We start from the raw sequence: 26,061 nt of genomic DNA, 5'->3' as shown, positions 1-26,061 counted from the left end.
AGACAACCCGTAAGGTGCGCGGGCTTTCCCTTACTATATGCCTGACACTCCCGTGCCCTCCCCCCATGCCTCCTCCGATGAGGCGGAAAACCACGCCCTGCGTGCCGATAATGATCAGCTGCGCGCGGACCACGTAGCGACTACGGTCCAGCAGGCCGAGCAGGATCGCTACCAGCAAAGCCAAGCGCGCTTTCGCACCGTGTTCGAGAACTCGCCGCTAGGCCAGAAAATCATCACGCCCGATCTGACTATCTGCCAGGTCAACCCCGCCATGGTGGCCATGCTGGGCTACGCCCAGCTCGAGGACGTGGTGGGCCATAAAATTCGCGAGTTTGCCCACCCCGACCACCGGGCCGACTGGCAGCAGCTACAAACGCGCCTGTGGGCGCACAAGCTGCCTCACTTCTCGCTTGAAACCTGTTTGGTCCGGGCCGATGGCTCCTCCTTCTGGTGTCAGGTCACTTCCGTGCTGTTTCCCGACGAAGAGGGGGAGTTGGGCTACACTATTCTAGAAGATATTTCGGAGCGCAAGGCCTTAGAAGCCAAACTCCGCCGCCTCTACGATGCCCAAGAAACGATTTTGCAGCTAGCGACGCACGATATCAAGGCCCCCATTGCCCAGATTGAGCTGCTAGTGGACCTGCTACAGCGCGAGGTAGCAGGCCGGGCTGGGGATGGTCCACCGCCCCCAGAAATGGTGCACTACCTGGCCCTCATCCAGCGCGCCTGCGTCCACGCGACGGGTTTGCTTGAGGACTTACTTTACGTAGGCGACTTGGATGCGCACGGCTTGGACAAGCGGCCCACAGATCTGCATACTTACTTGGCAGTACGCCTAGAGGGGCATCGCCTGGCTGCCCAGGATAAGGCCGTAACCTTGGCGCTGGATCTGCCAACCGAACCCGTGCTCGGGTGCCTGCATCCGGGAAAGTTCGGCCGGGTTCTAGACAACATAATAGGCAACGCCCTAAAGTTCACGCCCGCCGGGGGTACCATCACGCTGGGAGCGCAGCGTCACGAGGACAGCGTCCGCCTCACGGTGCAGGACACGGGCATCGGCATTCCCGGCAAGCTACACCACCAGTTGTTCGACAAGTTCAACCCCACCCGTCGGCAGGGCCTACACGGGGAGACCACCACCGGGCTGGGCTGTTCATTGCCAAGCAGATCGTGCAGCTACACGGAGGCTCGATTTGGTTGGAAAGCCGGGAGCAGGAAGGCACCACTTTCTTTATCGAGTTGCCCTAGCGGCCAGGCTGTACGCCTTCGCTATCTATGAGTATCAATCACTGGCTGGCTTGACGCTATTTTTCGCTGATCCGCTATGTCATACGTTGACACGCCTCCTTGGGAAATGGGAATTCAAGCAGGCTGCAATCTTGTGGAGGACAACCGTCTACGCCTTCAAGTTTGGCCCTGCCGTGGAGTGCGCATTACGGGACCCAGGCTTCCTGCAGGGCAGTCTTAAGCCAGAACAGGAGTGCGCCCGCGCGCCGGGGCGAAGTCATGGTCCTCTACGTGGGCCAAGACCTGATCCAGGGTCAACCTACCTTGCTCGAAGGCTTCGAGCAGCAACCCTTCGTAGGGTTGCAGGGGAAGAAATGGCTGCTGAGCGAACCGCAGGGCAAAGCTGATTGCTTGGCGCTGCGCCGGTGCAAGGGCACTCGAAGAAAAAGAAGACATACCTACGAAACGTTTCATTGGCTAGGTCAACTTTCTAGCCACACCTTGCCTAAACGAAATAGTTAGTAAACTTGTTTTCAGAAAGTTAGCTCAGCAAGACTTCGTATTGCCTGCTGACCAGCAAGCTATCTGGCTATGATGCAACTTAAAATAATATACTTTATATTGAGGGACTGCTGCATCGTCTGGGAAGGCTCTCTGTGGAGCTTACATGTAAGCTATAATCTGCTAATTTTTTCCTAAGCGCGGCCCTTATCAATTTGCTATTAGCCCCAAAAAAGGCAGGTTACGCGGCCCCCCTTTGGAGCTTATTCAGTATTCATAGACGGTGAAGCACTCCATTTATGGAGTAACAGGATTAAAATACTGGGGTAGAATATTGGTGATTTTCTTAGTCGTTAAGAGCTTAAACTGGTAGCTAGCCATGAGTAGATCATGCATCTAAGCCATGACCTAAAAATTAGAACAGGTCGCGCTCTAATAATTATGCTCATGGCATGCTCAGTTAGCATGCCATGGGCATGAGCCTCGATAAACTTGGTGCCGTTGAGCCCAGACTGCTGTTCCTACCGTTAAATGAGTGCTGGGCACTCATTCCCAAGCGGTCTGGCCAAGGGCTCTCCAGGTATCAGGCCTGGGCCCCAGTACGCGCTACTAACCGTTGGAAAGCGAGGGCCAGCGCTCGACAAGCCTTCAATCCAGAAGATGGGTGGTCGATCCATCCTCGACTAGAAGCACCCTGCATAGTTGGTATTCGGGCGTTATAAGCTTAGGATAAAGGCAAGGAAACATGGGGCAAATGAACGAAAAAGCTTGTGCCGGCTCCCGCGTAACTGTGCACCTCCACGCGTCCGCCAGCATTCTCCACCATCTTTTTAACCATATACAAGCCCACGCCCGTACCCTCCACATGGTCGTGAAAGCGCTGAAACATCGTAAAGAGCTTGGGTAAGTGAGCGGCATCTAGACCTAATCCATTGTCGTGGACTTCCAGCACCGTGAAATTAGTCCGCACGTGCGCCTGTACATCGATGTGTGGCGTGCGATGGGGCGAGTGATACTTTAAAGCGTTGCTGAGCAGATTGTAGACGACCGAGCGCAGATTTTTCTCGGGGAACAGCACCGGCGGGAAATCCCTTACCTCAATCCGCACGCGGGCCCCAGTAGCCTGAATAAGTTGAGCCAAGTCCTGCCGCACATCCTCCACAACCGTAGCCAAGTCCACTGCTGTTGTGGCGGGAGCATGCTCCTTTTGCAGTTTGCTGACTTCGGTCAGATGATGGATGGTGCGCTTAAAGCGCTCAACCGACTCGCGCATCAGCCCCAGCGTGGGCCCTACATACGGGCCCTGAGAGATGTCGAGGGGCAGCTCTTCGTGTAGCAGGTAAAGCAGCCCTTCGATGTTGCTAATAGGCGCCTTCAAATCGTGGGAAGCCGAGTAGATAAAGTTGTCTAGGTCCACATTGGTGCGCGTGAGTTGCTCGTTGGCCGCGTGCAGATCGGCATTCAGGCTTTGAGCTTCGTCTCGGGCCGTGCGCAGTTTGTAGGTCAGGCGCCGCAGGGCCTGCTCGGCCAATTGCTGCTCGTGCACGTCGATCACCACCCCGGCCATGCCTTCAAACTCTCCACTCGCAGCAAAGCGGGGACGGGCGGCGTCGATGGCCCAGCGGTACTGCCCGTTGTGGCGGCGCAGACGGTAGAGGACGCGGAACGGGCCTTGCTGGGCATTCGCTTCTCGAAATGCCTGTCTAGTTTGCGGGGCGTCCTCGGGGTGCACCGCGTTCAGCCAGCCTTCGCCCAGTGCCTGGGTGGGGGTATGCCCAGTGAAGGCATACCACTGTTCGTTGAGGTAAGTGCACTGTCCCTGGGCATCGGTGACCCAAACCATGGCCGGTAGATGGTCGGCCATAGCGCGGAAATACTGCTCGCTTTCCAGCAGGGACTGCTGCAGACGCTTGAGTTCGTGCACATCAATGGCGGCACCGACCCACTGCCTCACCTGCCCCGCCGCGTCGCGCAAGGGTACGGCCCGGTCCAGGTGCCAGCGGTACTCGCCCGTGGCCGCTACCCGCAGCCGCATTTCGGCCTGGAACGGCTGGCCGGTGCTCACGGCGGTAAGCCAAGCCTGTAGGAAGGGAGCCTGGTCCTCGGGGTGCATATACTCCTGCCAGCCAAAACCCTGGCCGTTGGCGGCGCTGGTAAACTGCTCCCAGTTCGGGCTCAGATAGGTAGTGCTGCCCGCCGCGTCCGCTTCCCACACGATGAGGGGGGTGGTTTCGGCCAGACGCCGGAAGCGGGCTTCACTGTGTTCGGCCTGCTGCTGGGCTTGCCCCCGCTTGGCTACTTCTAGCTGTAGAGCGAATGTGCGCTCTTCCACCCGAGCTTCTAACTCCCGGTTAAGGCGTTGCAGCGCGTGCTGGCTCCGCGACAGAGCTTCATTGTTGGCCCGTATCTCCTCATTGGCGGCGGCCAGCTCTGCGTTGAGCTCTGCGGTTCGGCGCTCCTGTACTTCCACACGTTGCCTAGCGATTACCACTTCGGTTACGTCAGTGGCCACCACTAGCACGCCTGTGGTCTGGCCCTGGGCGTCGCGCTGGGGCTGGTAGACGAAGTTAAAGAAAATGGTCTCGCGCCGGCCGTGGCGCACAAGTTCGATGGGCAGTTCGGTGCCCACATAGGGCTGGCCCGAGTGCAGCACGCCATCGAGTAAGGCGTCAACGCCTTGGCCCCGCAATTCGGGCAGGGCCTCGAGCAAAGGTAAGCTCAGCAGCTGGGCCGGCATGCGCGCCCAGATTTCGCATACGGCGGGGTTGGCCAGCTGAATGCGGTAAGTGGGTCCTTCAAGCAATGCAATAGCGACCGGGGCCTGCTCAAATACCCGGTGTAGCTGGGCGCGCTGCTCCTCGGCCTCGGCGCGCGCGGCTCGCTCGGCCGCCTGGCTAGCGCGCAGTGCTTGTTCTACGGGGGTACGGGGCTGCTCGGCCGTATCAGTGAAGCTCACTAGCAGGCCGGCGCCCACCCGCCGGGCGGACAGGAGAAAGTAGTTATCTAGCCCATCGCCTTGGTAATTAACGGCCATCCGCGCGGGCTCCCCTGATTCAAAAGTGTCGCGATGGAAGGCAAACACGCCCGTCCCTAAGGTGTGGGGATAGTGCTGCAAGTAACTGCCGGCTGGCTGGGCTGGCTGCTGGAGGATGCGCTGGGCCGCGGGGTTGAGCCAGTCGATGCGAAAATCTACAAGGTTTCCTTCGGCATCGCGCACGGGCGAGTAAAACGCCAAGCCCGTCAGGGAAGTCTCTAGCACGGCTGCCAAGAGGTCGGCAGGGGAATAAGTCGCCAATAGATCGGCGGGAAAAGCAGAAAGCGGGGTAGCTTCGGTAGGCATAGCCAAAACTACGGATAAAGGGTGGGCAACGCTTCACGGCCGGAAAATCCCCGCAGGGTTTTGGTTGGGCAGGTGAGGGGGTGATTCAACCCTTACTTGGGCTGGTGGTCAACCCAAATAGTGTCCTCGATGTGTTCACAAACCTTTTAACCATGAACAAACCAGCCCTCGAGCCCTCCACGTGCGGGTGCAGGACAAGGATGGGCACGGGCACCACGGGCTCCCGGTCCGGGTGCCGGTTCTTGCGGGTCTTGCATACGATTTCATTCAATGTCAGCTCGCCAGACTCGAAGCGCGACAGCTGCCGCTCGTGAGACAAGGATTTTGGCTAGTGTAGAGCGCTTGACATCTTCTAAACGCTGTGCTTTCCTCCTGCCCTTTCCCCGGTGGCTTTTTTTTGGAGCTCATGCAACGTACCCCGCCCGCACGTACTCTCTTCCTTAACCTGTTGTTGGCTCCCCTACATTTCTCGCCAACAAGTGGCTGCCAAGCGCGCTTTGGCTTCACTTGATGCGACCTGACCCTTTCCCCTCACCGCGCTCTCACTCCACTCTCATGCCCACTACCTACCATATCCCCGGAGTTGGCCAGCTCACGGCTGCCTCTGACCGGGACTTAGTAGAAGCCTTGCGTCGCGCTACGCAGGAGTGGGTGCCCAGCGGCAGCCTCGGTGAGTTTATGGCGGGTATGGCCTTGCGTGCTTACGTGCTGAAGGGTGCCTTAGTGCGCACCGACCATGTTTTCTTCTTCCTGACCGACCTGATGGATTATGGGTTCGTAACCCCGATCTCGTAGAATTAGCCCCCTGAGTGATGGTTAGGCAGTAACTACGTAATGCATCCACCTGGCGGCGACACCAGCTGACATCTGCACGGTGCCTCAGACAACGACTTGGTCGGCCTAGCTACCAACAGCCCAAGCTTAGTGTAAGGCTAGGCCGCGCTGGTCATTAATACTCCATGATTGATCTCGCACGTCATAGAAAGACCCCGAGCGAGGGCCCGCACATCTGTGCCTTTCTTATGTGATTGATGCCTTGATGCAGTTATGTACTGCCGGGTATAGTAGGCTAAGACGAGGAAGTAGGACTTCACAGATACCGCGCTGTGATGTGCGCGTGTGGCGATTGTATCAATTGGCTAACAGGCTAGGTAAGCTGCCACCGGCTTGTTTTTCGCTGCCCGGCCTGTGAGGAGACACGGAAACCTATTGGGTTAAAGTCGAGGCGCTTTGGCTTTTTGTTGGGCTTCGGAGTACTCACCCTCACTAGTAAAATCGTGTTAGTGGAGATTGCGAACATGTGGTGGGAGGTCGCACTACTTATGGGGGGCTAATTCTCATTGGCATAAATGTGTATATCCACCGACATGCTGTTTTGAAACCGGCAGCTAGTTCGTTCACCAACGAATATATTCTTTAAGTTACTACTGCCCGATCAAATGAATAGTAAGCAATCCGCGCTGCACGCGACTGTGTTTACCCGCGAGACGCTACTAGGCCGCCTCGCGAGTCAGCCCCTCTGGGATGTGATTGTCATTGGCGGAGGGGCCACCGGCCTGGGCGTGGCCATTGACAGTCTCAGTCGGGGCTACAAAACCCTGCTGCTTGAGCGGGAGGACTACGCCAAAGGCACCAGCAGCCGCAGCACCAAGCTCGTGCACGGCGGCGTGCGCTATCTGGCCCAGGGCGAGGTAAGGCTGGTGCGTGAGGCGCTGGTGGAGCGAGGCCGGCTGCTGCGCAACGCCCCACATCTAGTGTTCAATCAGGCCTTTATTATTCCAACCTACTCGTGGTGGGACCGTGCCTTTTACACCCTGGGCCTGACCCTTTATGACCTGCTGGCCGGCAAGCACAGCCTGGGGCCCTCCCAGCAGTTGAGCAGGTCAGAAACCTTGCAGCGGCTGGGCAACCTCCAGGCCGAGGGCTTACAAGGCGGAGTGCTCTACTATGACGGACAGTTTGACGATGCACGCCTGGCCATCAACCTGGCGCAAACCGCCCTGGAACTCGGCGGCACGCTGCTCAACCACTGCTCCGTGCGCGGCCTTCTCAAAGATGAGCGGGGCCGCGTGTGCGGCGTGCGGGCTACGGACGAGGAAACTGGCAGCCGCTATGAGTTGCGAGGTACCGTCGTGGTCAATGCCACCGGCATCTTTGTCGACGAAATACGGGAGTTGGACCAACCCGGAGTTCCGAAGCTGGTGCGCCCTAGTCAGGGGGTGCACTTAGTGCTAGATAAGTCCTTTCTGCCTGGCGAGGCGGCACTGCTAATTCCGCAAACGGACGACGGACGCGTGCTCTTTGCCGTGCCTTGGCAGGGGCGCGTGCTGTTAGGCACGACGGACACGCCCTTGAGTGAAACCCACGTTGAGCCGCGCGCCCAGGAGGCAGAGATTGACTTCCTCCTACGCACCGCCGCCCGCTACCTTGCCCGCGCCCCGCAGCGCAGTGACGTGCGGAGCGTGTTTGCCGGACTGCGGCCGCTAGCGGCACCACAAGACCATTCGCAGAAAACCCAGGAAATCTCACGCTCGCACAAAATTCAAGTTTCGGAAGCAGGCCTGCTAACCATCACGGGGGGCAAGTGGACCACGTACCGCCGTATGGGACAGGACGCCATCGATACTGCTATCCGCTTGGGCAAATTGCCCCCCACCGCGAGCCAGACGGCCACCCTGCCCATCCATGGGGCCATGACCCCGTCTGACCCCGGCCATTACCTCTCGGTGTACGGCAGCGACCAGCCAGCTCTGCTCGAACTAATTCAGCGGCAGCCTGCCCTAGGAACCAAGCTGGACGAGAAGCTTGACTTCTGCCAAGCTGAAGTTGTCTGGGCGGCGCGGTACGAGTTGGCCCGCACCGTGGAGGATGTGCTGGCCCGCCGGGTGCGGGTGCTCTTTCTTGACGCGCAGGCCGCTATCCGGATGGCCCCTACGGTAGCGGCGCTGCTGGCCGCCGAATTAGGGCACGATGCGCGCTGGCAGCAGCAGCAGGTTTCTGCCTTTACCCACCTGGCCCTGGGATACTTACTCCCCGCACCGCGGGTGCTCCCAGCAACGGCGCCATAACACTCTGCATGGGCAGCAACCGGCACTAATGGCACGAGGGAAAGTGTAACCGCCACCCGCGGTGAGGCGATACCAGCAGTCTAGTAGCTCAATGGCTTATCACCTGTTTCCACGTCCCAACTGAATGCCTACCTCGGATAAAACTATCTTGTTTAAGCTTGCTACTTAAAGAACGTATCAGCTTTACTAAGGAACGTTGGGTTTTGAGCCGCCGGCATTTACTCTGGGTAAGCGATTTACTTGGGTCATCAATGGTCATGAGCTGCAGGATGTGGCACTACGTGAACCTTCCTTTGTTGAGCAGCATCTGACCGAATTTAGTCTAATCCTCATACGTGCCGTTCAATCCTGTGGCGCTTTTGGCATAGGTTTATTCCGCCCTGGCATAGCCACGCCAGAGCGAAACTCACAGCTTTACTATCGCCCTTCCGGCTTTAAGTACTTAGCCAGAAAATTCTCTATCGCCGGATCGGTTATCTCGAGTTTGTCGGCGTAGGCTACCCCGTGGCCCACCCCGTCTATTCGCAGGTAGTCAATGGGGGCCCCGGCCTTTCGCATCTGCTGGACAAAATTATCAGTCCGCTCGGGGCGCACCACCGGATCATCTGCTCCCTGGATGAGAAGCATCGGCGGGTGGTTGGCGGAAATATAGCCAATAGGCCACCAGATGGGTTTGGCCATGGGTACATCCCGACCGAGTTCGGTGGGGGGCGCACCGGCCACCACCACATTCAGCCCGCTGGAAAAGTCATTCCAGCCGCCGTCGCCTTCCAGGCCGGCCGACGCTGGCACCATGGCGAGCATCAGAGCCAAGTGAGCCCCGGCCGAGTGACCGTAGCCCCCAATGCGGTCCGGATCCACGTGGTAGCTCGCCGCATGTGCCCGCAGCCAGCGAACGGCACTCTTCACGTCTTCAATACAGGCTGGGAATGGCGCTTCACCGGTCAGCCGGTAGTTGACATTGATGGTAACGTACCCTTTTAGGGCGTAGTCCAGCATCATTTTCTGGTAAACTGGGTCTGACTTGGAGCCCATGCTCCACCCGCCCCCGTGCACAATAACGAGGGCAGGCCGCCGCTGACTGCCCCCCGCAGCGGGCATAGCCAGGTCTAGCACCCAAGAAGGACTGCTACCTTCCCGGTAACGAATGTCTTTGGCCACGGCAATTGTTTTAAAGTCCGCGCCAGCGTCGCGAACCGTATTGCTTGCACTATTTCCTGTTTTGACTGCTTGGCTGCAAGAAACCGCCGCGGCCGCTACTGCTATCAGGGCAACCGCCCGCAGGGTGCATTTCATAATGTTTACTGTTTAAGATTTTTAGTCTTTAAAGTCCAGCCCGGATAGGCTGCCAGATCATTACGGAGAAATACGTCGGCCTTGGTCTTGTCACCTTTCAACTGCCAGGCCAACCAATTCAGCGCTATTTGGGCAAAAGAGCCGCCGAACTTATCCGGAAAGGTGCCCATATGCCCCCCATTACCCAGATCAGCCAAGGCTACCGGAACCTGGTCAATTCGCTCGTAGTCCAGTTGCGCATTAGCATAAGCAATGTCAGAAGGTCCACCAATAATATAGATGATGGGACTATGCAGTTTCTTCAATGATTCCTTATCGGCGCCAGCCATCGCCATATTGCCCATGCCAGCATTGAAAATCACCGCTGTTTTTATGCGGGCATCTGCGGCCGCGTATAGTGCCTGAGCACCGCCGCAGGATTGCCCCATGGCCGCTATTTTACTGGTATCTACTTGGTTGTAATACTCACTTTTTTTATCCCTGCTTTGGGCAACTATCCAATCGATAGCATCTATCAACATGGAGGACGGTGTAGAAGCAGGCTTTAACAAAGGCTCCTTTGCCAGGGGGCCAATGGCTAGGATGATGTAGCCATGCGAGGCGATTTCCGATAGCACCCGCTCGTGGGTAAAGGAGGTGTTCGCACAGCCCCCATTCCCAAACACAATAACCGGCAGCCGGCCTTCCGCCCGACGTGCGGCTTTAATGTCTTTAGGACGATAAACGACATATGCAGGAAAGGCGGCTTCCTTAGCGGCAATTGCTTTGTGGGGCCCACTGCTACCATTATCAATGACTTTGAAGTCTATCACCTGGGCTAAAGCCGCCGTCATGCTTAGATAAAGTAACCCAGTAATCGCAATGAATTTTCTCATAAAGCTTATCCGACGAATGAAATAGTTGATTTTAACTACGTTTTACTTTCTATCGATAATTAGGGTCTTTGTCAAGGGGACAATCAACTTCACTATGGATGTTGCTGGTGATAGCTTGATGTGCTATAAGAGCTATACAGCATAAAATATTTCTGGCTTTACAGAACCGTGCCTCTGAAGCACAGGTCCGTGAAGTGCCCTAGCATGCTATGAATTTACTGATGGGCACAAGTGTAATTGAATCAAAAGATAGGTATTAAGTAATTCCGGTGGCAGATAAAGCTTGGCCCAGCAATTCGCTTGTGCTAACAGACATACTGGGGAACACTGCTTAGGACAATGCTGCTTCTCGGATACAGGCTTGGGAAAGTAGTGCTACTACTTTATGTAGTCTTCTAAAAGGAGAATAGGCTTTCAGCGCCCTCCTCTTCGGCCTATGAAGCTGGGCTACCCCAGTTGTCCTCTCAGACTATTTACGGGCTTGGGGCTCCTAGATGGCCACCCTTTACTTAGTTAAATACTTAGCTCAACAGTAAAGAGGCAAATGGGCGCTGGGTAGCTCCTGATAAATAACATTTATGACACTACCTTGCATAACAAGGTTCTATATGTATGTTTGCACATATATATCATGCAACGCTTTCATCCTGTCCTCTTTATCCCCTACCTAACCCACCCGATTAGCTATGCCTCACTCTTGCTCACTCACGACCCATCTCGCTATGCAGAGATTTCAATCTTTCTTCTGGTTGCGCACGGCGAGTGCCGTGCTGGCGCTCCTGATTAGTATTCCTGCTGCAGCGCAAGCTCCATCGGCGCCCGACAGCGTCGACCAAGTAGTGCAGCGCGCTATGCGCCAGTTGCGAATTCCCGGCGTGCAGCTGGCGGTGGTGCGCCAAGGTCGCCTCGTCAAGTTGGGCAATTACGGCTTGGCTAACGTGCAGGACTCTGTGCCAGTCACTTCACAAACCCGCTTTTTCCTCAACTCCATCACCAAGGCCTTTGTGGGGGTGGCCGTAATGCAGCTGGTGGAAGCCGGTAAACTGGAACTGACCGCCCCAGTAGGCCGCTACCTGCCCGAACTGCCCGCCACCTGGCACCCAGTCACCGTCCGGCAGCTGCTTACTCATACTTCCGGCTTACCCGACATCTTGCCCGAGGATGCGCTGGTGACTGAAAATAACGAAAAGGCTGCTTGGGCGCAGGTGCAAGCCCAGCCGCTGGACTTCCCAGCTGGCCAGCAATTTGCCTACAACCAAACCAACTACCTGTTGCTGGGCCGCTTGATTACCCAACTTAGCGGCCAGCCCTTCGCGGAGTTTATTCAGCAGCGGCAGCTCAACGTGGTGGGTATGCCCCGCACCAGCGTCGGCGACGCCCACGACGTGCTGCCCCACGGCGCCCGCGGCTACACCCACACCCAGTACGTGGACGGGCAGCGACGACGCAGCCCGCAGCTACGCAACCTGTTTGAAGTGTTTCCCCCTTCTCTGCGCCCGGCGGCGGGCATGAGTTCCACGGCCGAGGAACTGTCCCGATGGCTCATCGCGCTACAGCAAGGCAAGCTACTACAACCCGCCAGCCTGACCACACTCTGGACGCCGGGTCGCCTAAACGACGGCTCCCAGCGCGGCTTTGGCGGCCCGCTCACCGGCTACGCCCTGGGTTGGCCGACGGTCGACCGGCTCGAGCACCCGGCCGTGGCCCCCGTTGGGGGCGGCCGCTCGGCCGTGTTTCTCTACCCCCAGGATGAGTTGGCCATCGTGGTACTGACCAACCTGCAGGGCGCTAATCCCGACCGCTTCGTCGACGCGCTGGCCGCCTGCTACCTGCCCGATATGCGTGTAGCCGATGGCTTCGGCCTGCCTCCCACCCTGCGTGCCCTGCACCGCACCCTGCGCCAGCACGGTTTTCGCCATTTGGAGGCTGAAGTAAAAAAAGCCCGCCGCCACGACCCGGCCTACGCCCTGCCGGAAGGGGCCGTTAATGCCTGGGGCTACTCACTCGTGGAGCAGGGCCAGTTGAGTGATGCGCTGGCTGTGTTTGCGCTCAACGTACGCCTCTACCCCACTAGCGCCAACACCTACGACAGCCTGGCCGAAACCTACGCCGCCCTTGGCGACAAGAAGCGAGCAACTCAGCACTACGCCCGCGCCCTGCAGCTGAACCCCCAGAACCGCACGGCAGCCGAGTACCTCCAGCAGCGGTGAGCTGTTGCCTCGGGTAAGCATTTCAACGGGAAAAATAGTCCACGAACCATGAGCAGCCTGCCAAGCAAGATCCGACAGGGAGTTCGGTACCTCAGTAGCGGCGCTTTGCTCGCCGGTTTGTTCTTTATTGGACTGGTCTGCTATCCCGGCCCGCACATCCCCTTCCCCGAGCAGGATTACGAGGTATTGCTTCTGCGCAACATCACTGTCATTGATGTCAGGGGGGAGCGAGTACTGTATGGCCAACACGTCCGCATTAAAGGTGGCCGCATTGCCGCCATCTCGAGTGCTTCCCTCGCGACGACCGCAGGACCGGGGGAAAAGCTCAAAATCATTGACGGCACCGGCCGTTATCTGCTCCCGGCTTTTTGGGACATGCACGTGCACCTGACTAAACGGAGCCCGCAGATAGCCTATCCAGCCTTTATCCGACACGGCATTACCCATGTGCGGGATATGCGGGGGGCCGCTACTGCCCGCGACCCCTTTGCCGGCTACCAGCCGGAGCTGGAGAAATGGAATAAAGCTGTAAATGACCACACCTTATTGGGTCCCCGCCTCCACGGATATGCCAGTTTTGCCATCGACGGCCCTCACACCCGGTACCAGGGCCTGCCCAGCTTTTATAACTGCGCCACCCCAGCAGATGCTCGCAAGCTCGTGGCCTACCTGGCCGGCCAGAACATCACGCTGATTAAGGTGTATAACAATTTGCCCCGACAAGCCTTTTTCACCCTGGTGCAGGAAGCGAAAAAGGCCGGAATTGCGGTGGCCGGGCATAAGCCAGTACGGGTAAGCACGGTTGAAGCTTCCCAGGCCGGAATGAAAAGCTTGGAACACGCCCGCTTTCTTCTCTGGGATAGTTTTGCCGGAGCTGATAGCCTGCGGCGCCAGCAAGATCCTATGAGACTGGACAATACCCAACTCCGCCAACGGATGTTGGCGGAGCATGATACTGCCCTGCTCCAGGCCATGTTTCGCGTGCTACGCCACAACGCCACCTGGTACACACCCACGCATCTGACCCGCAAAGCGGATGCCTTTGCCGGGGATCAGGAATTCAGAGCAAGGTATAAAGATGTAAACCCCATCATGCGCTTTCTGGCTTTCGAGGATCTGGACGCAACGCTGCAAGAAGACACGACCGCGCTAGCCCGGCAGGTGTACCGGGATTTTTATGTAAAGGGATTGGAGATCTCCGGGCAGGCGTCCCGGCAGGGTATAAAGCTGCTGGCCGGCTCCGATGTACCCGAGCTACCCGGCTCGTCGCTGCATGAAGAACTAGTAGAATTAGCAAGAGCCGGCCTGCCCCCGATGGAAGTTTTGCGCACGGCTACGCTCTATCCGGCTCAGTACTATGGGCTGGACAGCCTTTATGGCAGTATCGAGCGCGGGAAACGAGCGGATCTGGTACTTCTCTCAGCCAACCCATTACAAGATATTCGCCATACGGTGGCGATTCAGGGCGTCATTATGGACGGCCGCTATGTAGATCAACACTCCCTCGCCACCTTGGCCTCAGTGGTAAACAAGCGAAGTGCCAGCTGGGACATGCAGGCCAAACTGCTATGGGATATCATGGTCTATATGACCCTTTAGCCTTTACTTCCGGTCGTGCCCGCATCTCCATCTTCCCAATGAGGTAGCTGTTCAATCCCTAGGCATCAGCGCTTCAACAGAAAGGACGTCTCGGATGACGTAACAGGACGTCAAGTCACCAGGGAGAATCAGTGGTCATCGCCGCACAAAGTCGCTTAGCGTAATGTGGTGGGTTTGTTTCTGGGCGTCGGCATATATGTTATACTTGGTCGGATAATAGGTGTTGGTTTCCGGAAAATAGAGCGGCTGCCCAAATGCGGTGGAGGTTCGGTTGCCGCTTTGCAACTCCTCGATGGTCACGATGGGAGAGATAAAGGTATACCGGCCGTTATATGTCCCTAACACCATAGCGTGGGTCATCCCCAAAAAACCCATTCCGTCTGACCAATGGCGGCCGATACCGGGCAGCCGAGAACCCCCAGGAGAATGAGTAGCGGGCATGAAACCGGCTGGGGGAAGAATGTCGAACTTAGCTGCTGGGTCGGTCGGGGCTGGGATGGCGGCCCGTTCGGCCCGCGAGGTCATAAAGAAGCGCGGATCAAAGTGAGGGCCAATAAAGGAAGGACCGTTTGGGCCCGGCATGCCATGGCCTTGGGAAGCCCAGTCGATCTGGATATGGTCAAAGGGGGTGAGTTCTTTGGCCCGCTCCGGCAGTGGTACTTCATCCACGCTGAAGTTGGTATTTGGCAGATTTTGTAAGGCCTCGCGGGTAAGCTCCAACCCTAGCTCGATCGGTTCCTGCTTGGCATTGACAGAAAGCCAGGCGTTGGCTTTCCCGTTCCCCACGTTCACCGAAGGGCCGCGATAAATTCTAAGCTGATCCTTAGGCTGTAGAACGTAGTCGTCTATCAGGTCACAGGAGGGGAGCAGCAGAGTGCTGGCAAATAATAGTAGTGGGTAAAGTAGCCGTTTCATAGTAGTAAGTGATTGAAGTTTGGTAACTAAATTTCAACCACTTAGTAGAAAAATGCGGCCTGAATGAGTAGCCAGTTAAGGCCAGTGAGCAATCGGTGGGTTAGAGCGATTATTATGCTTAGTGCGGTACAGCTTGGAGAATAACAGGTCTCCACCACCTGTCAAAAGAGATGTAAGAAGGCGACACTTATTGGAGTAAATGTGCTCTAAAAGAGAGGTATCGAAAGAAAGCCCCCCACAAACTTTGCTTTGAGTAAACAAGACTCTAAACCGAAGCTGCCTCACTTTACCCGTCAACCAGCGAATTCTAGCTCTTATGCGTTGGGTTTATTCAGCAAGACGCTCAATACTAGTTCTTTGCGTTGCCGAGCAATAGGTACTGGGGTACCGTCGCTCATTTCAATATAACCACCCTCCGCTTTCACGTACCGGCTTACTTGCTGGAGATTAATAAGGTGAGAATGATGCACTCGGAAGAAGCCGTGTGGCTGTAAAAGCTCTTCTACTTCTTTGAGGGTTTTCGAGACGATAAGCTTTGATTTATCGGTGAAATACAAGGTTGTGTAGTTACTCGACGACTCACAACGCGCTATGCTTTTAGGCTTGACAAACGTGATTCCTTCCTGGGTAGCGAAGGGTAGTTTGCTGGGTGCAAGCGAGGGGTGGGCGTAGTGTTCTAGCAATAGTTGAAATTGATCTTTAAATGGGGAGGGCTGCCGTTTCTTATCATAGCGCTGAACGGCCGCCATCAACTCTTCCGCCGCGATGGGTTTAAGCAAAAAATCGAGCGCGGCGAACTTGAAGGCTTTGACGGCAAACTGGTCGTAAGCCGTGGTAAAGATGACGTCAAAAGCAGGTTCGGGAAACGGGCGTATAACCTCAAAGCCGTTTTTATGCGGCATCTCGATATCCAAGAATACCAAGTGCGGCGCATGCCGGTGAATAGCCGCAATGCCTTCGTCGGCCGTAGTGCACAACTCCGCTATTTGCACGTGCGGGCAATACGTTTGGAGCTGCCACTCTAGCATTTCCAACGCATTCTTTTCGTCATCTACCAGAATAGCTTTTACCATATCGGTTTGCTTTTACATCCCTGTGCAGCGAACAATGGCTAACTAATAGCTGATTGCAAATAATAGAAAAATGCCCCCAGGGCTATGTATCGCTAGCACGCCTGCGCTGGTAGCTGAACGAGGATCTTCGTGCCGCTATCATGGCCCTGCCCATCGCGCAAATCCTTCACCTCTACTGTCGCCTTCAAGCCATAGAGCTCCTGGATTAAGAAAAGGCGGTCCTGGCTGATTTGCATACCATACGATTTATTACTGATGGCCTCTTTGCTTTTCAGCTCCTTCGCCTTTTGGCGGCCAATACCATTGTCTTCTATTTCTACGGTCAGCAAGTCTTCCGTGGGTTGGCTAAAGCGCACCCATAAATGCCCCCCTTCTTCTTTGTGCAATAAGCCATGCCAGATCGCATTTTCGATATAGGGCTGCAGCAACATGGATGGAATAGCCAGGGAGTCGGGCTCGATACCTTCTTCTACCTCAATGGTATACTCAAAGGCATTCGCAAAGCGCATCCTTTCCATTTCAATGTAGAGTTGTAGGGTCTGAATCTCCTTCTCTAAGGTTATGCTTTCACTAGCCGAATTGTCAAGGATTAAGCGCATAAGACGAGCGAATTTCGTCAGGTAATGCGAGGCTTTTTTGGGGTCGCTTTTAACGATATAGCGGTTGATACTATTCAGGCAATTAAATAGGAAATGCGGGTTCATTTGCGCCCTGAGCACCCGCATTTCGGTCTGGTGAATTTGTTTCGTGAAGCTGAACTTGAGTTGACTTTCATGCCGTATCTGACGAACTCGGTAAACGGAAAACCCGATGGACAAAAGCAGGGCAGATCCCCCCAGTAGGGCGTAGGTTCTTATACGCCGCGCGTAGCGCTCTTGCGCTTCGCGTCTTTCCTGTCCTACTTGTTGCTGGCGCAGGGCTTCTTGATATTTAATGCTCTCTATCTGTTTTATTTTTTCCTGGTTGAAGAGGCTGTCTCGGAGGGCAGTCAATACTACTAGGTACTTATAGGCACTATCCTTCGGCGTCTTATTAGCATATAGCTCGTGCACCAAGGAAGAGGCATCTACTTGCGCGGCGAGTCGCTGCATCCGGCGAGAAATAGCGAACGAACTTTTTGCATAATACAGGGCTGAGTCTAGTTGATTTCGCAGCCGATAAACAGTAGCGAGTGCTAGTTGACCATTGGCGGCAAGGTCATGGCGAAATCCGATTTTCTTTACGTACTCGATGCATAATTTTGAGTAATAGACAGTACTGTCATGCACTGCTCTTTTAGAAAAGTACTTAACCAAATTATCGGTAGTGAGCGCTAATTGCTGATTGTCCTGTATATCATGGGCCATTTTGTAGGCTAGCCTTTTATAATGGAGAGCTGAGTCCGCTTGATTTAAACCTTCGAAAGCGTGGCTCATAAAGTTCATATACCCACCCAAGGCATAACGCTTCAACTCTTTGTCGTCTTTGGGCTGAAGCGAAGGCACCAGCTTTTGCGACCGTCGGGCATAGCGGAGTGTCGTTTGGTATTCCTGTAAATCGTTATTTACAAACATCACATGACGCAAGGCTACCCACACCGCGAGGGAATCTTTGGTTTGCTCAGCGCGATGAAGATTTCGAAAAGCCGTCTGGAGAGCTTCTGGGTAACGGCCAGTTTGTCGGTAAGCCCATATCATCAGCCAGTACGCATCAGAGGCTCCATCTGCATCGTTAATTTTTTGGGCCAAGGCCAGAGCTCGCTGACTATACCTTAATTGCGAGTCGGCATTACCTAATTGCAGTGAACCACGCGCTAAACCCAAGAGTAGTTTTAAACGCACCGTATCTGTTTTCTCCTGAGCTAAGCGCCTCGCAAGGCTATTCAGTTTCGCTGGAGAAGTGGTCCGGACCTGCGGCAGTTCCGTCTGGGCATAGGCCACAGTCCCGAGCAGGAGGTAGAGAAGAACTAAAGCACCACTTCGCATAGCTGCGGTATCAATGAATGGAACCCTAATGAAAATAGGGAAAAGAACGGTGGTGAAGCGCTTCACCACCGTTCTTTTCCCTATTTTAAAACGCTCCCGTTCGTAATTGGTCTCCTGCTCATGTTACTTCCCCCGTGGGGTTCTGGGAAATGCCCCCCGCTGCCCGGCGCAGGGGACACAGTGTTCTCATAGCGAGGCTATTATAGGCCAGAGAGGAATCTATCAGAAAGAGGAAGTAGAGACAGTGTAAATGGCGCTGGCAGGTAGATCCTCGATGATCATGGACAGCAACCGCAGATATTTCTGGCGCTCAGTTAAAGACGTGTTTAGTACGATTCACTTAGCAATTGCTTTCTTGCAATCATTCGGTACTGTACACCATACTCTAACTACGGCTGTTATTATTAGGCACTCTGAGTGAATCGCTACCCAAGGTGGCTCTCTTACTACTTGCCATGGTGCTACAACTGTGGGCAGTAGAGCTCCTCGTAAAAGACCTCTTTGCTGATCATGACTAAGCTGCTTCGGATGCTCTTATTACTCCGTGGGGGGCAAAATCCGCCGAACTAATTCTACTTAAGCTCTCTCCCACCCATGCCCTTAGAACTAACTAACGGATTCGGCAAAATCTACCTTACGATTGAGTACGACACCACCAACCAGTGGGTCTACAACAATTGGATTGGCTACCAAACCTACATTGGCATCATTGCCGGGGCTGATGCCTGCTTGCACCCGTTGCGCGACAACCATTGCGCTTATCTGCTCAACGATAACCGCCAGGTGATTGGCCCTTGGGACCACGCCGTGGAGTGGATTGCCACTGACTGGGCGCCCCGCGCCATCGAGCAGGGCCTCACGCACTTCGCCCACGTCGTCAGTCCCGAATCGCTGGCGGCAGTTTCCGCCGAAGCTATGCACACTGGCATCGGGACCCGATTAGAAATGCGCATGTTCTCAAAAATCGACGAGGCGCAAGCCTGGCTGCGGCAGGCGCAAAGTGCAGCCAGCGTTTGATACAGTAGCCATGTTTATAGCTCTCATTGCTCTGTGGGGGGCAAAATCCGGGTCGAAAGCCAGGAGAACGACACTACCTTACTGTATCAATTTGTAACAAGCCCGCCGCTGGCCCGTTTTTTACCCAGTGTCGATCACCTGCCGCCTATAACGCATAAATCAGGTCCGCGTAGGGCGGGGTTCGCGGTCCGTATGGCAGGCGGTACCAACGGGTCGATACGGGCCAGAATAGGTAGAGTAAAAAGGAAGGCAAAAGCCCAAAAGCAGCCAGTTCACTTTCACCAGTAGGATCCGCCAAAAGTTCGCACACGCGCTACAGTCGCCTTTCGATATAAGGTATATTATTTTAATCAGGATCGAATCCGGACCGTTTCTAGGTCAGTATACAACCCGAAGTTAAGCTGCATTAAATTTCTGAAGATAAGTTACCTAGCTGGCTCGTGTTAGGCAGGTAGGGTGAGCCAGTGGACCTAGTCGATGAAACGTTTCCTAGGAATGGCTTCTTTCTCTTCTCCTGCCTTAGCTCAGGCGCAGCGCCAGGCGATCAGCTTTGCCCTGCGGTATGCTTCCCCTGGAACCTTACGAAGGCTTGCTGCTGGAGGCTTTCGAGCGGGGCGAGTTAACCCTGGATCAGGTCCTAGCGCATGTGGAGGCCCAGGACTCTGCCCCGGCGCTCGGGCTCGTTCCGGGCCAGGCATAAGGGTCTCTGCTGGGCTTGCGTGGTGGCCGCCGGCGAGCGTGCGCTGACCTTGCCGGACAGGGAGGAACTACCCCCTACTTAGCCGGGAAGGCCACAATAAAGGTGGAGCCGTAGCCCAGCTGGCTTTCTATGCGGATGCTGCCGCCGGTGTGGTCTACGATCTTCTTGACCAGGTACAGGCCCACGCCCGAGCCCTCCACGTGGGAGTGCAGGCGTTTGAACAAGGTAAACAGCTGTCCCTGCTGGGCGCTACTCAGGCCCAGCCCATTATCCTGCACGCGCAGCAGCACCTGGCCTTCGGTGCGTTGGCTGCTGACGCGCACCACCGGCGCGCGGTCGGGGTGGCGGTACTTAAGGCCATTGCTCACCAGGTTGAAGACCAGGCTCCGCAGGTTTTTTTCGGCGATGGCCAGCGAGGGCTTGCCCGCTAGGTCCACCTCGATCTGGCCGCCGGAGACGGTCAGTTGGGGCTGCAGGTCTTGGCGCACATCCTCGACCACGGCGGCTAGGCTGACGGCTTGCCGCAAGGGGGTCACTTCGCCCTGCAGGGTCCCGATGTCGCTGAGCTTGTCGAGCGTATGGTGAAAGCGCTCCAGCGCCTGCTGCATCATCCCTAGGATGCTGGGCACCTGGTCCGCTTGCTGGGCTCCGGGGGCCAGCTCCTGCGTCAACGCCTGCATCAAGCTTTCAAGGTTGATAATAGGCGCTTTTAGGTCGTGGGAAGCGGCATAGACAAACGTGTCTAGGTCGGCATTGGTGTGGGCCAAGTGGGTGTTGGCTTCCAGCAACTCTTCATTGGTCACGCGCAGCTCTTCGTTGACGATGGCTAACTCTTCGTTGGCGGTCCGCAGCAGCTGCTGTTGCTCGTGCTCGCGCGCCTCGGCCTGCTTGCGGGCGGTGACGTCTTCCAGGGTGGTAAAGCCCCACTGCTGGCCGTCCTCGACAAACAAGACGGAGGTGACCCGACACCAGAAGCAGCTGCCATCGGCCCGCACGAAGTAGCTTTCGAGCACATAGGAGGGTAGGTGATGGGTCCACAAGGCCTCGCGCAAGCGGTTCCAATCGGCCTGATAGCGGGGATGCACAAAGTCTAGGATAACCCGGCCCAGCAGCTGCTCGGGGCTGGCTAAGCCCAGCAGGGCCGCGACGGCCGGGTTCGCTTCCCGAATGGTCAGGTCAGGGCCAATGATTTTCTGGCCGAGGGGGGACGCTTCAAACACGCTGCGGAAGCGCACCTGGCTGTGCTGGTAGGCCTCAGCCAGGGCTTGATACTCCGCCTTGACGAGACGCTCGGCCTGCAGCCAGGTGATTTCGGCCCGTAGGGCCTGGATTTCCACTTCCAGAGAAGACGGGTCAGGGTGAGACATAGCGGGCAGCGGACCAAGAGAGGAGGAAAGCAGGAAGCCAGCGGAAGATACTCGCAGAAAATTGACTTAGTACCTCGAGGAGAGAAAAAAAGCAAGCAAAAAGCGAGCCTCGGCGCTAGGGCAATTCGATAAAGATTTGGGGGCATATGCGTACTCAACGTAGCTTACCTGAGATTAACACTATCCCCAAAAACAGCTACTACGTGCCGTATACAAGGTTTTTGTCAGGCTGTGTTAGGCACCCAAACAAAAAAGCCGTCCCCACCCGGAAACGGCCTTTTAATGTATCGGAAGCCGGAGAAAATTCCCACCCAACTCCGGTCCGACCCTGTACGCTGACCTTAGTGCCGGAACATCAGTTCGCGGTACTTAACCAGCGGCCAGTCCTCATCGGCCACCATCAGCTCCAGCTTATCGGCTGAGCGGCGAATGGGGTCGAAACATGTCTTCACCTCGTCGCAGTAGGCAATGGCCCGCTCGCGAGTGTCTTCAATCTTGTTGGCTTTCTTGCGGCGCTCAATCATCTCCGTCACCGTAGTTTTGATGGTTGAGATGTGGCGCGAAATGGCCTTAATCGTGTCTACCGTCACCTGCGAGAACTCGTCGTCGAGGCCGAGCTCGCGCAGACCGCGGATGTTGGTGATAAGCTTGGTTTGATAGGCGATGGCCGTGGGAATGATGTGGTTGACGGCCAAATCGCCCATGGTGCGGCTTTCAATCTGGATTTTCTTGATGTAATCTTCCAGCAAGATTTCGTGGCGAGCGTGCAGCTCTACCTTCGAGAAGATGTTGTGGTGGCTGAACAGAGTGGCCGCGTCCTCGCGCGTTAGGGCGTCAAGGGCCAGCGGCGTGGTGCGCACGTTGGCTAGGCCCCGGCTCTCGGCTTCGTCTTCCCACTCCTGTGAGTAACCGTTGCCCTCGAAGCGGATAGCTTTGGAAGAGATAACATAGTCGCGCAGTACTTCCACGATGGCTACTTCCTTCTTTTTGCCCTGCTCAATCAGCTCATCTACCGACTCTTTAAAAGCAATTAGCTGGTCGGCTACGATGGTGTTGAGCACCGTCATGGCTGAGGAGCAGTTGGCCGACGAGCCCACGGCGCGCAGTTCAAACTTGTTGCCGGTGAAGGCAAAAGGCGAGGTGCGGTTGCGGTCGGTGTTATCGAGCAGAATAGCCGGAATCTTGTCGATACCAAGCTTCAAGTAAATGTTGTCGCCCTTATCCAATGGGAGCTTAGCGGTGCGCTCCAGCTCGTCCAATACGGAGTTGAGTTGGGAGCCCACGAACACCGACATAATAGCCGGTGGCGCTTCGTTAGCACCCAAGCGGTGGTCGTTGGAAGCCGAGGCGATGCTGGCGCGTAGCAAGTCGGCGTGACGATGCACAGCCTTAATAGTGGTAATAAAGAAAGCCAGGAATTGCAAGTTTTCCTTGGGGCGACGGCCCGGCGCGAGCAGGTTCACGCCCGTGTCGGTGCTCATGGCCCAGTTGTTATGCTTGCCTGAGCCGTTTACACCGGCAAAAGGCTTTTCGTGGAGCAGTACTTTGAAGTTGTGCTGCTCGGCCACGCGCTCCATGATATCCATCAGGAGCTGGTTGTGGTCGACGGCAAGGTTGGCGTCCTCGAAGGTAGGTGCGCACTCAAACTGGTTGGGTGCCACTTCGTTGTGGCGAGTGCGCAGCGGAATACCTAAGCGGTTCGCTTCCTCTTCGTAATCAATCATGAAGGCGTGTACCCGGCTCGGAATAGAGCCAAAGTAGTGGTCTTCGAGCTGCTGACCTTTGGCTGGAGCGTGTCCGAAGAGGGTACGGCCGGTCATTACCAAGTCGGGACGGGCATCGAAAAGAGCTCTATCAACCAGGAAATACTCCTGCTCGATACCGAGCGTGGTGTTTACGCGGTTTACGTCTTTGTCAAAATACTGGCAAACATCTACAGCCGCCTGCTCCAGAATAGCCAACGACTTGAGCAAAGGGGCTTTATAATCCAGGGCTTCACCGGTGTAAGCCACGAAAATCGTAGGGATACAGAGGGTTTTAGCGCCGGCCGTTTCGATGATGAAGGCAGGTGAAGTTGGGTCCCAAGCGGTGTAGCCGCGGGCTTCGAAAGTATTACGGATGCCGCCATTAGGGAAGCTCGATGCGTCGGGCTCCTGCTGCACCAGGGCAGAGCCCTTAAAATTCTCAATCGGACGACCGTCGGAGTTCAGGTCGAAAAACGAATCGTGCTTTTCAGCCGTTGCGCCGGTCAGGGGCTGAAACCAGTGGGTGTAGTGCGTGGCACCTTTGGCCATGGCCCAGGTTTTCATTGCCGAAGCCACTGCGTCGGCTACGCTGCGCTCTACTGGCGTGCCTTGCTTTACGGCTGACTGCAATTTCTTGAAATACTCGCCCGGCATAGTGGCGCGCATTGCATCAAGATTGAACACGTTGCGCCCGAACGTATCGGAGCGCCGCTCCCCAGACTGAGTTACAGTAACTGGACGACGCTGATCTACTAATTCGAGAGCTTTAAAGCGGAGAATGGCCATGTAAAGTTTGCGCGGGGTTGTTATTTATAAGGCAAATGTAGATGAACGATAGTTTATTTTCCAAATACCCCCTTAAAATTAGAGGGTATTTGGAAAATAACTTGTGTTTATACTGTAAACCACCCAAATATTACAAGACGGCTAAGTAGAAGCTAGGGCAGTATAGCTTGAGTTGCCGTTATCTTACATGAAGACATCATGTAGAGCGGAGCGAAGGATTTTTCGCCTTGACGAATGATTATTAATCTAATGTCAGCACGCCAGATGCTTCGCTTTGCTATGCATGACGGTATGTTTACAACTGGGAGGTCCAGACGCCAACTGCTTCGTTCCTTGTAGTCTACTACCCAGCAGCCAGCCCTTTGAGATAATACCATCTCCTTTGCCGTTGCTGTCACTTTCATCCTCGTCTTGCTGCGCTACCTTTGCCACGTGAGAAACCGCTTTGCCTTCCAGCCGTGGTATTTTTTGTTCTGGCTGGTCTTTTTTGTCGCCGCGAAGGCTATTTTTCTGGGATACCACACGGCTAAGACGGCCGCTTTGCCTTGGAGCACTGTGGGGGGCATTTTTGGTTACGGACTGCGGCTGGACGCGTCTACGGCAGCTTACCTGTGCATTGTGCCGTTCGTATTGCTGCTGGGGGGCAATTTGGCCGGGCCGCGTTTCCCTACCGACCGGCTAATTCGTTTCTACACGGCCGTAATGGGCGTGGTAGTCAGTGTCTTTACCGTAGCCGATCTGGAGCTTTACCGGGCTTGGGGCTTCCGCCTCGATGCCACTCCCCTACAGTACATTGATTCGCCGGCTGAAATGACGGCTTCGGCTGGTAGTGCACCGGTGTTGCTGCTGGGGGGCATTTTTGGACTGCTGCTGGTGCTGGGGTGGTGGCTGTATAAAACGCTGGTGGGGCGCCTACCCACCTTGCCGCCCGGCTTCGGACGGTGGCGAGCAGCGCTAGTGAGTCTGCTACTGCTGGCGCTGCTGGTAGTACCGTTGCGGGGGGGCTTGCAGCAGATTCCGATTAACCAGAGCGACGTTTATTTTTCCAGCCAGCCCTTCGCCAACCACGCGGCCGTAAATGTGCCCTGGAACGTGCTCAATTCGCTATTGCTCAAGAATAGTGGCCCGAATCCGTACCAGTTTATGCCCGATTCCACGGCTAAGCGCTTGGTGAAGCAGCTCTACGCAGCGCCAGCCACTACTGCCACGCCCGACTCAGGCACCTCTAGCATCCTGCGCACGCCGCGACCCAACGTCCTGTTTATCATTCTGGAAAGCTTTACAGCCAAATTTGTGGGCAGCACGGGCGGGGAGAAGGGCGTGACGCCTAACCTAGATAGTTTAGCCCGCACCAGTGTACTATTTACCAACGTGTACGCCAGCGGCGACCGGAGCCAAAAAGGCCTTGTAGCTTTGCTAAGCGGCTACCCCAACCAGCCCACCGGCAGCATTATTAAGGTCCCGCGCAAAACGGAGAAGCTGCCTCACCTGGCCCGCTCCTTTGAGCAGGCTGGTTATCGCACCTCCTATTATTATGGCGGCGAGTTAGCCTTTGCCAATATGAAAAGCTACCTCGTAGCGGCCGGCTATGACCAACTCACCGAACGCGCTGATTTTGCCCCCCAGGAGCAAAACTCCAAGTGGGGCGCCCACGACCACATTCTTTTCAATCGAATTCTGGCCGATTTAAGTCTTCAAGACACCTCTGATCAGCCTTTCTTCCTCACTGCTTTTACCCTCAGCAGCCACGAGCCCTTCGAGATACCTATTCCGAAGAAATTTCCCGGCACCAGTGAAACAGCGCTGTTTCGCAACTCTGTGTACTACACTGATTGGGCGCTGGGTCAATTTATACGCCAAGCCAGCCAACAGCCTTGGTGGAACAATACGTTGGTTGTGCTGGTAGCCGACCATGGGCACCCATTGCCCGGCAACTCCGCCAACGAAAGCCCAGCCAAGTTTCACATACCATTCGTATTAACGGGCGGCGCTTTACGTCTGGAGGTTCGGGGCCGCACTATCAGCAGCTTTGGCGCCCAAACCGACGTGGCCACTACTCTTCTAGCCCAACTCAACCTACCAACTAGTGAGTATAGCTGGGGCCGTGATTTGCTGCGGCCAGGGGGCAAATCTTTTGCGTTTTACAACTTCAACGACGGTTTCGGCATGCTCACGCCCGCCGGCGCCGTGACTTACGACCACGTAGCCCGCCGCGTAATTTCCCGCGGTGCGCGCGTGCCGGATGCTCAGGTGAAGCAAGGGCAGGCATATCAGCAAGTGTCGTTCGAGGACTACCTACGGAAGTAACCCTTCATCCAACCTAATTTCTTTAGCGCCTTGGCCTGAGTTCGGTAGCTGGCGCTTGTCACTACTGTGGA

The 26,061-nt window shown here is 55.7% G+C and carries 17 protein-coding genes; 8 read left to right on the top strand and 9 right to left on the bottom strand.

Annotated elements, in window-relative coordinates; translation table 11 throughout:
• Positions 1 to 37: 37 nt before the first annotated feature.
• On the top strand, positions 38 to 1,279 hold the full coding sequence (locus ACW9KT_RS09355; protein ID WP_457079628.1) for a PAS domain S-box protein: 1,242 nt from the start codon (positions 38 to 40) through the stop codon (positions 1,277 to 1,279).
• Positions 1,280 to 1,464: 185 nt separating this feature from the next.
• Here the strand turns inward: ACW9KT_RS09355 and ACW9KT_RS09350 are convergent, their stop codons facing one another.
• On the bottom strand, positions 1,465 to 1,683 hold the full coding sequence (locus ACW9KT_RS09350; RefSeq protein ID WP_457079626.1) for a hypothetical protein: 219 nt from the start codon (positions 1,681 to 1,683) through the stop codon (positions 1,465 to 1,467).
• Positions 1,684 to 2,452: 769 nt separating this feature from the next.
• A complete protein-coding gene (locus tag ACW9KT_RS09345; RefSeq protein ID WP_457079624.1) occupies positions 2,453 to 5,068 on the bottom strand; it encodes a PAS domain S-box protein in 2,616 nt (871 codons plus the stop codon).
• A gap of 555 nt (positions 5,069 to 5,623) precedes the next feature.
• On the opposite strand from ACW9KT_RS09345, the gene ACW9KT_RS09340 reads away from it, so the two are divergent.
• Both ACW9KT_RS09340 and ACW9KT_RS09335 read left to right on the top strand, forming a co-directional pair.
• Positions 5,624 to 5,863: a hypothetical protein gene (locus ACW9KT_RS09340; protein ID WP_457079622.1), complete on the top strand. Its 240-nt coding sequence runs from the start codon at positions 5,624 to 5,626 to the stop codon at positions 5,861 to 5,863.
• A gap of 644 nt (positions 5,864 to 6,507) precedes the next feature.
• Complete coding sequence (locus ACW9KT_RS09335; protein ID WP_457079620.1) at positions 6,508 to 8,136, top strand: FAD-dependent oxidoreductase; 1,629 nt, start codon at positions 6,508 to 6,510, stop codon at positions 8,134 to 8,136.
• Between the two features lie 417 nt (positions 8,137 to 8,553).
• Here ACW9KT_RS09335 and ACW9KT_RS09330 read toward each other — a convergent pair whose 3' ends face one another.
• The gene (locus ACW9KT_RS09330) at positions 8,554 to 9,432 is read right to left on the bottom strand and encodes an alpha/beta hydrolase fold domain-containing protein (protein WP_457079618.1); all 879 of its coding nucleotides are present in this window, start codon (positions 9,430 to 9,432) and stop codon (positions 8,554 to 8,556) included.
• A 5-nt stretch (positions 9,433 to 9,437) separates the two neighbouring features.
• Entirely contained in the window at positions 9,438 to 10,307 is an 870-nt protein-coding gene (locus tag ACW9KT_RS09325; RefSeq protein ID WP_457079616.1) for a poly(ethylene terephthalate) hydrolase family protein, read from the bottom strand.
• Between the two features lie 722 nt (positions 10,308 to 11,029).
• Here ACW9KT_RS09325 and ACW9KT_RS09320 point away from each other — a divergent pair.
• The gene (locus tag ACW9KT_RS09320) at positions 11,030 to 12,517 is read left to right on the top strand and encodes a serine hydrolase (protein ID WP_457079614.1); all 1,488 of its coding nucleotides are present in this window, start codon (positions 11,030 to 11,032) and stop codon (positions 12,515 to 12,517) included.
• Between the two features lie 48 nt (positions 12,518 to 12,565).
• Entirely contained in the window at positions 12,566 to 14,116 is a 1,551-nt protein-coding gene (locus ACW9KT_RS09315) for an amidohydrolase family protein (protein WP_457079612.1), read from the top strand.
• A 135-nt stretch (positions 14,117 to 14,251) separates the two neighbouring features.
• On the opposite strand, the gene ACW9KT_RS09310 is transcribed toward ACW9KT_RS09315, so the two are convergent.
• The 3 genes from ACW9KT_RS09310 to ACW9KT_RS09300 form a co-directional block, all read right to left on the bottom strand.
• Positions 14,252 to 15,031: a DUF5602 domain-containing protein gene (locus tag ACW9KT_RS09310; RefSeq protein WP_457079610.1), complete on the bottom strand. Its 780-nt coding sequence runs from the start codon at positions 15,029 to 15,031 to the stop codon at positions 14,252 to 14,254.
• 314 nt (positions 15,032 to 15,345) lie between these two features.
• Positions 15,346 to 16,104, bottom strand: coding sequence for a LytR/AlgR family response regulator transcription factor (locus ACW9KT_RS09305; RefSeq protein WP_457079608.1), 759 nt, complete (start codon positions 16,102 to 16,104; stop codon positions 15,346 to 15,348).
• A gap of 92 nt (positions 16,105 to 16,196) precedes the next feature.
• Positions 16,197 to 18,134, bottom strand: a complete 1,938-nt coding sequence (locus ACW9KT_RS09300) for a sensor histidine kinase (protein ID WP_457079606.1) — start codon at positions 18,132 to 18,134, stop codon at positions 16,197 to 16,199.
• Between the two features lie 528 nt (positions 18,135 to 18,662).
• Here ACW9KT_RS09300 and ACW9KT_RS09295 point away from each other — a divergent pair.
• Both ACW9KT_RS09295 and ACW9KT_RS09290 read left to right on the top strand, forming a co-directional pair.
• Positions 18,663 to 19,085 carry an STAS/SEC14 domain-containing protein gene (locus tag ACW9KT_RS09295; protein ID WP_457079604.1) on the top strand — a complete coding sequence of 141 codons (423 nt, stop codon included), beginning with the start codon at positions 18,663 to 18,665 and terminating at the stop codon, positions 19,083 to 19,085.
• A 562-nt stretch (positions 19,086 to 19,647) separates the two neighbouring features.
• Positions 19,648 to 19,785: a hypothetical protein gene (locus tag ACW9KT_RS09290; protein ID WP_457079602.1), complete on the top strand. Its 138-nt coding sequence runs from the start codon at positions 19,648 to 19,650 to the stop codon at positions 19,783 to 19,785.
• A 74-nt stretch (positions 19,786 to 19,859) separates the two neighbouring features.
• Here the strand turns inward: ACW9KT_RS09290 and ACW9KT_RS09285 are convergent, their stop codons facing one another.
• Together ACW9KT_RS09285 and ACW9KT_RS09280 are read right to left on the bottom strand one after the other, a co-directional pair.
• A complete protein-coding gene (locus tag ACW9KT_RS09285) occupies positions 19,860 to 21,152 on the bottom strand; it encodes a sensor histidine kinase (RefSeq protein WP_457079600.1) in 1,293 nt (430 codons plus the stop codon).
• 341 nt (positions 21,153 to 21,493) lie between these two features.
• Entirely contained in the window at positions 21,494 to 23,683 is a 2,190-nt protein-coding gene (locus tag ACW9KT_RS09280) for a glutamine synthetase III family protein (RefSeq protein WP_457079598.1), read from the bottom strand.
• A 432-nt stretch (positions 23,684 to 24,115) separates the two neighbouring features.
• Between ACW9KT_RS09280 and ACW9KT_RS09275 the strand changes: the two genes are divergently transcribed.
• Entirely contained in the window at positions 24,116 to 25,990 is a 1,875-nt protein-coding gene (locus tag ACW9KT_RS09275; RefSeq protein ID WP_457079596.1) for an LTA synthase family protein, read from the top strand.
• The last annotated feature ends 71 nt before the right edge of the window (positions 25,991 to 26,061 follow it).

It is taken from the genome of Hymenobacter sp. HD11105, assembly GCF_054051685.1.
The sequence above is the reverse complement of the archived record's forward strand: the minus strand, read 5'-3'. Positions and strand labels throughout refer to the sequence as shown.

Bases quoted from the DNA above. Each gene is read 5' to 3' on its own strand.
- ACW9KT_RS09355 (WP_457079628.1), top strand. From the start codon at position 38: ATGCCTGACACTCCCGTGCCCTCCCCCCATGCCTCCTCCGATGAGGCG.
- ACW9KT_RS09350 (WP_457079626.1), bottom strand. From the start codon at position 1,683: ATGTCTTCTTTTTCTTCGAGTGCCCTTGCACCGGCGCAGCGCCAAGCA.
- ACW9KT_RS09345 (WP_457079624.1), bottom strand. From the start codon at position 5,068: ATGCCTACCGAAGCTACCCCGCTTTCTGCTTTTCCCGCCGATCTATTG.
- ACW9KT_RS09340 (WP_457079622.1), top strand. From the start codon at position 5,624: ATGCCCACTACCTACCATATCCCCGGAGTTGGCCAGCTCACGGCTGCC.
- ACW9KT_RS09335 (WP_457079620.1), top strand. From the start codon at position 6,508: ATGAATAGTAAGCAATCCGCGCTGCACGCGACTGTGTTTACCCGCGAG.
- ACW9KT_RS09330 (WP_457079618.1), bottom strand. From the start codon at position 9,432: ATGAAATGCACCCTGCGGGCGGTTGCCCTGATAGCAGTAGCGGCCGCG.
- ACW9KT_RS09325 (WP_457079616.1), bottom strand. From the start codon at position 10,307: ATGAGAAAATTCATTGCGATTACTGGGTTACTTTATCTAAGCATGACG.
- ACW9KT_RS09320 (WP_457079614.1), top strand. From the start codon at position 11,030: ATGCAGAGATTTCAATCTTTCTTCTGGTTGCGCACGGCGAGTGCCGTG.
- ACW9KT_RS09315 (WP_457079612.1), top strand. From the start codon at position 12,566: ATGAGCAGCCTGCCAAGCAAGATCCGACAGGGAGTTCGGTACCTCAGT.
- ACW9KT_RS09310 (WP_457079610.1), bottom strand. From the start codon at position 15,031: ATGAAACGGCTACTTTACCCACTACTATTATTTGCCAGCACTCTGCTG.
- ACW9KT_RS09305 (WP_457079608.1), bottom strand. From the start codon at position 16,104: ATGGTAAAAGCTATTCTGGTAGATGACGAAAAGAATGCGTTGGAAATG.
- ACW9KT_RS09295 (WP_457079604.1), top strand. From the start codon at position 18,663: ATGCCCTTAGAACTAACTAACGGATTCGGCAAAATCTACCTTACGATT.
- ACW9KT_RS09290 (WP_457079602.1), top strand. From the start codon at position 19,648: ATGCTTCCCCTGGAACCTTACGAAGGCTTGCTGCTGGAGGCTTTCGAG.
- ACW9KT_RS09285 (WP_457079600.1), bottom strand. From the start codon at position 21,152: ATGTCTCACCCTGACCCGTCTTCTCTGGAAGTGGAAATCCAGGCCCTA.
- ACW9KT_RS09280 (WP_457079598.1), bottom strand. From the start codon at position 23,683: ATGGCCATTCTCCGCTTTAAAGCTCTCGAATTAGTAGATCAGCGTCGT.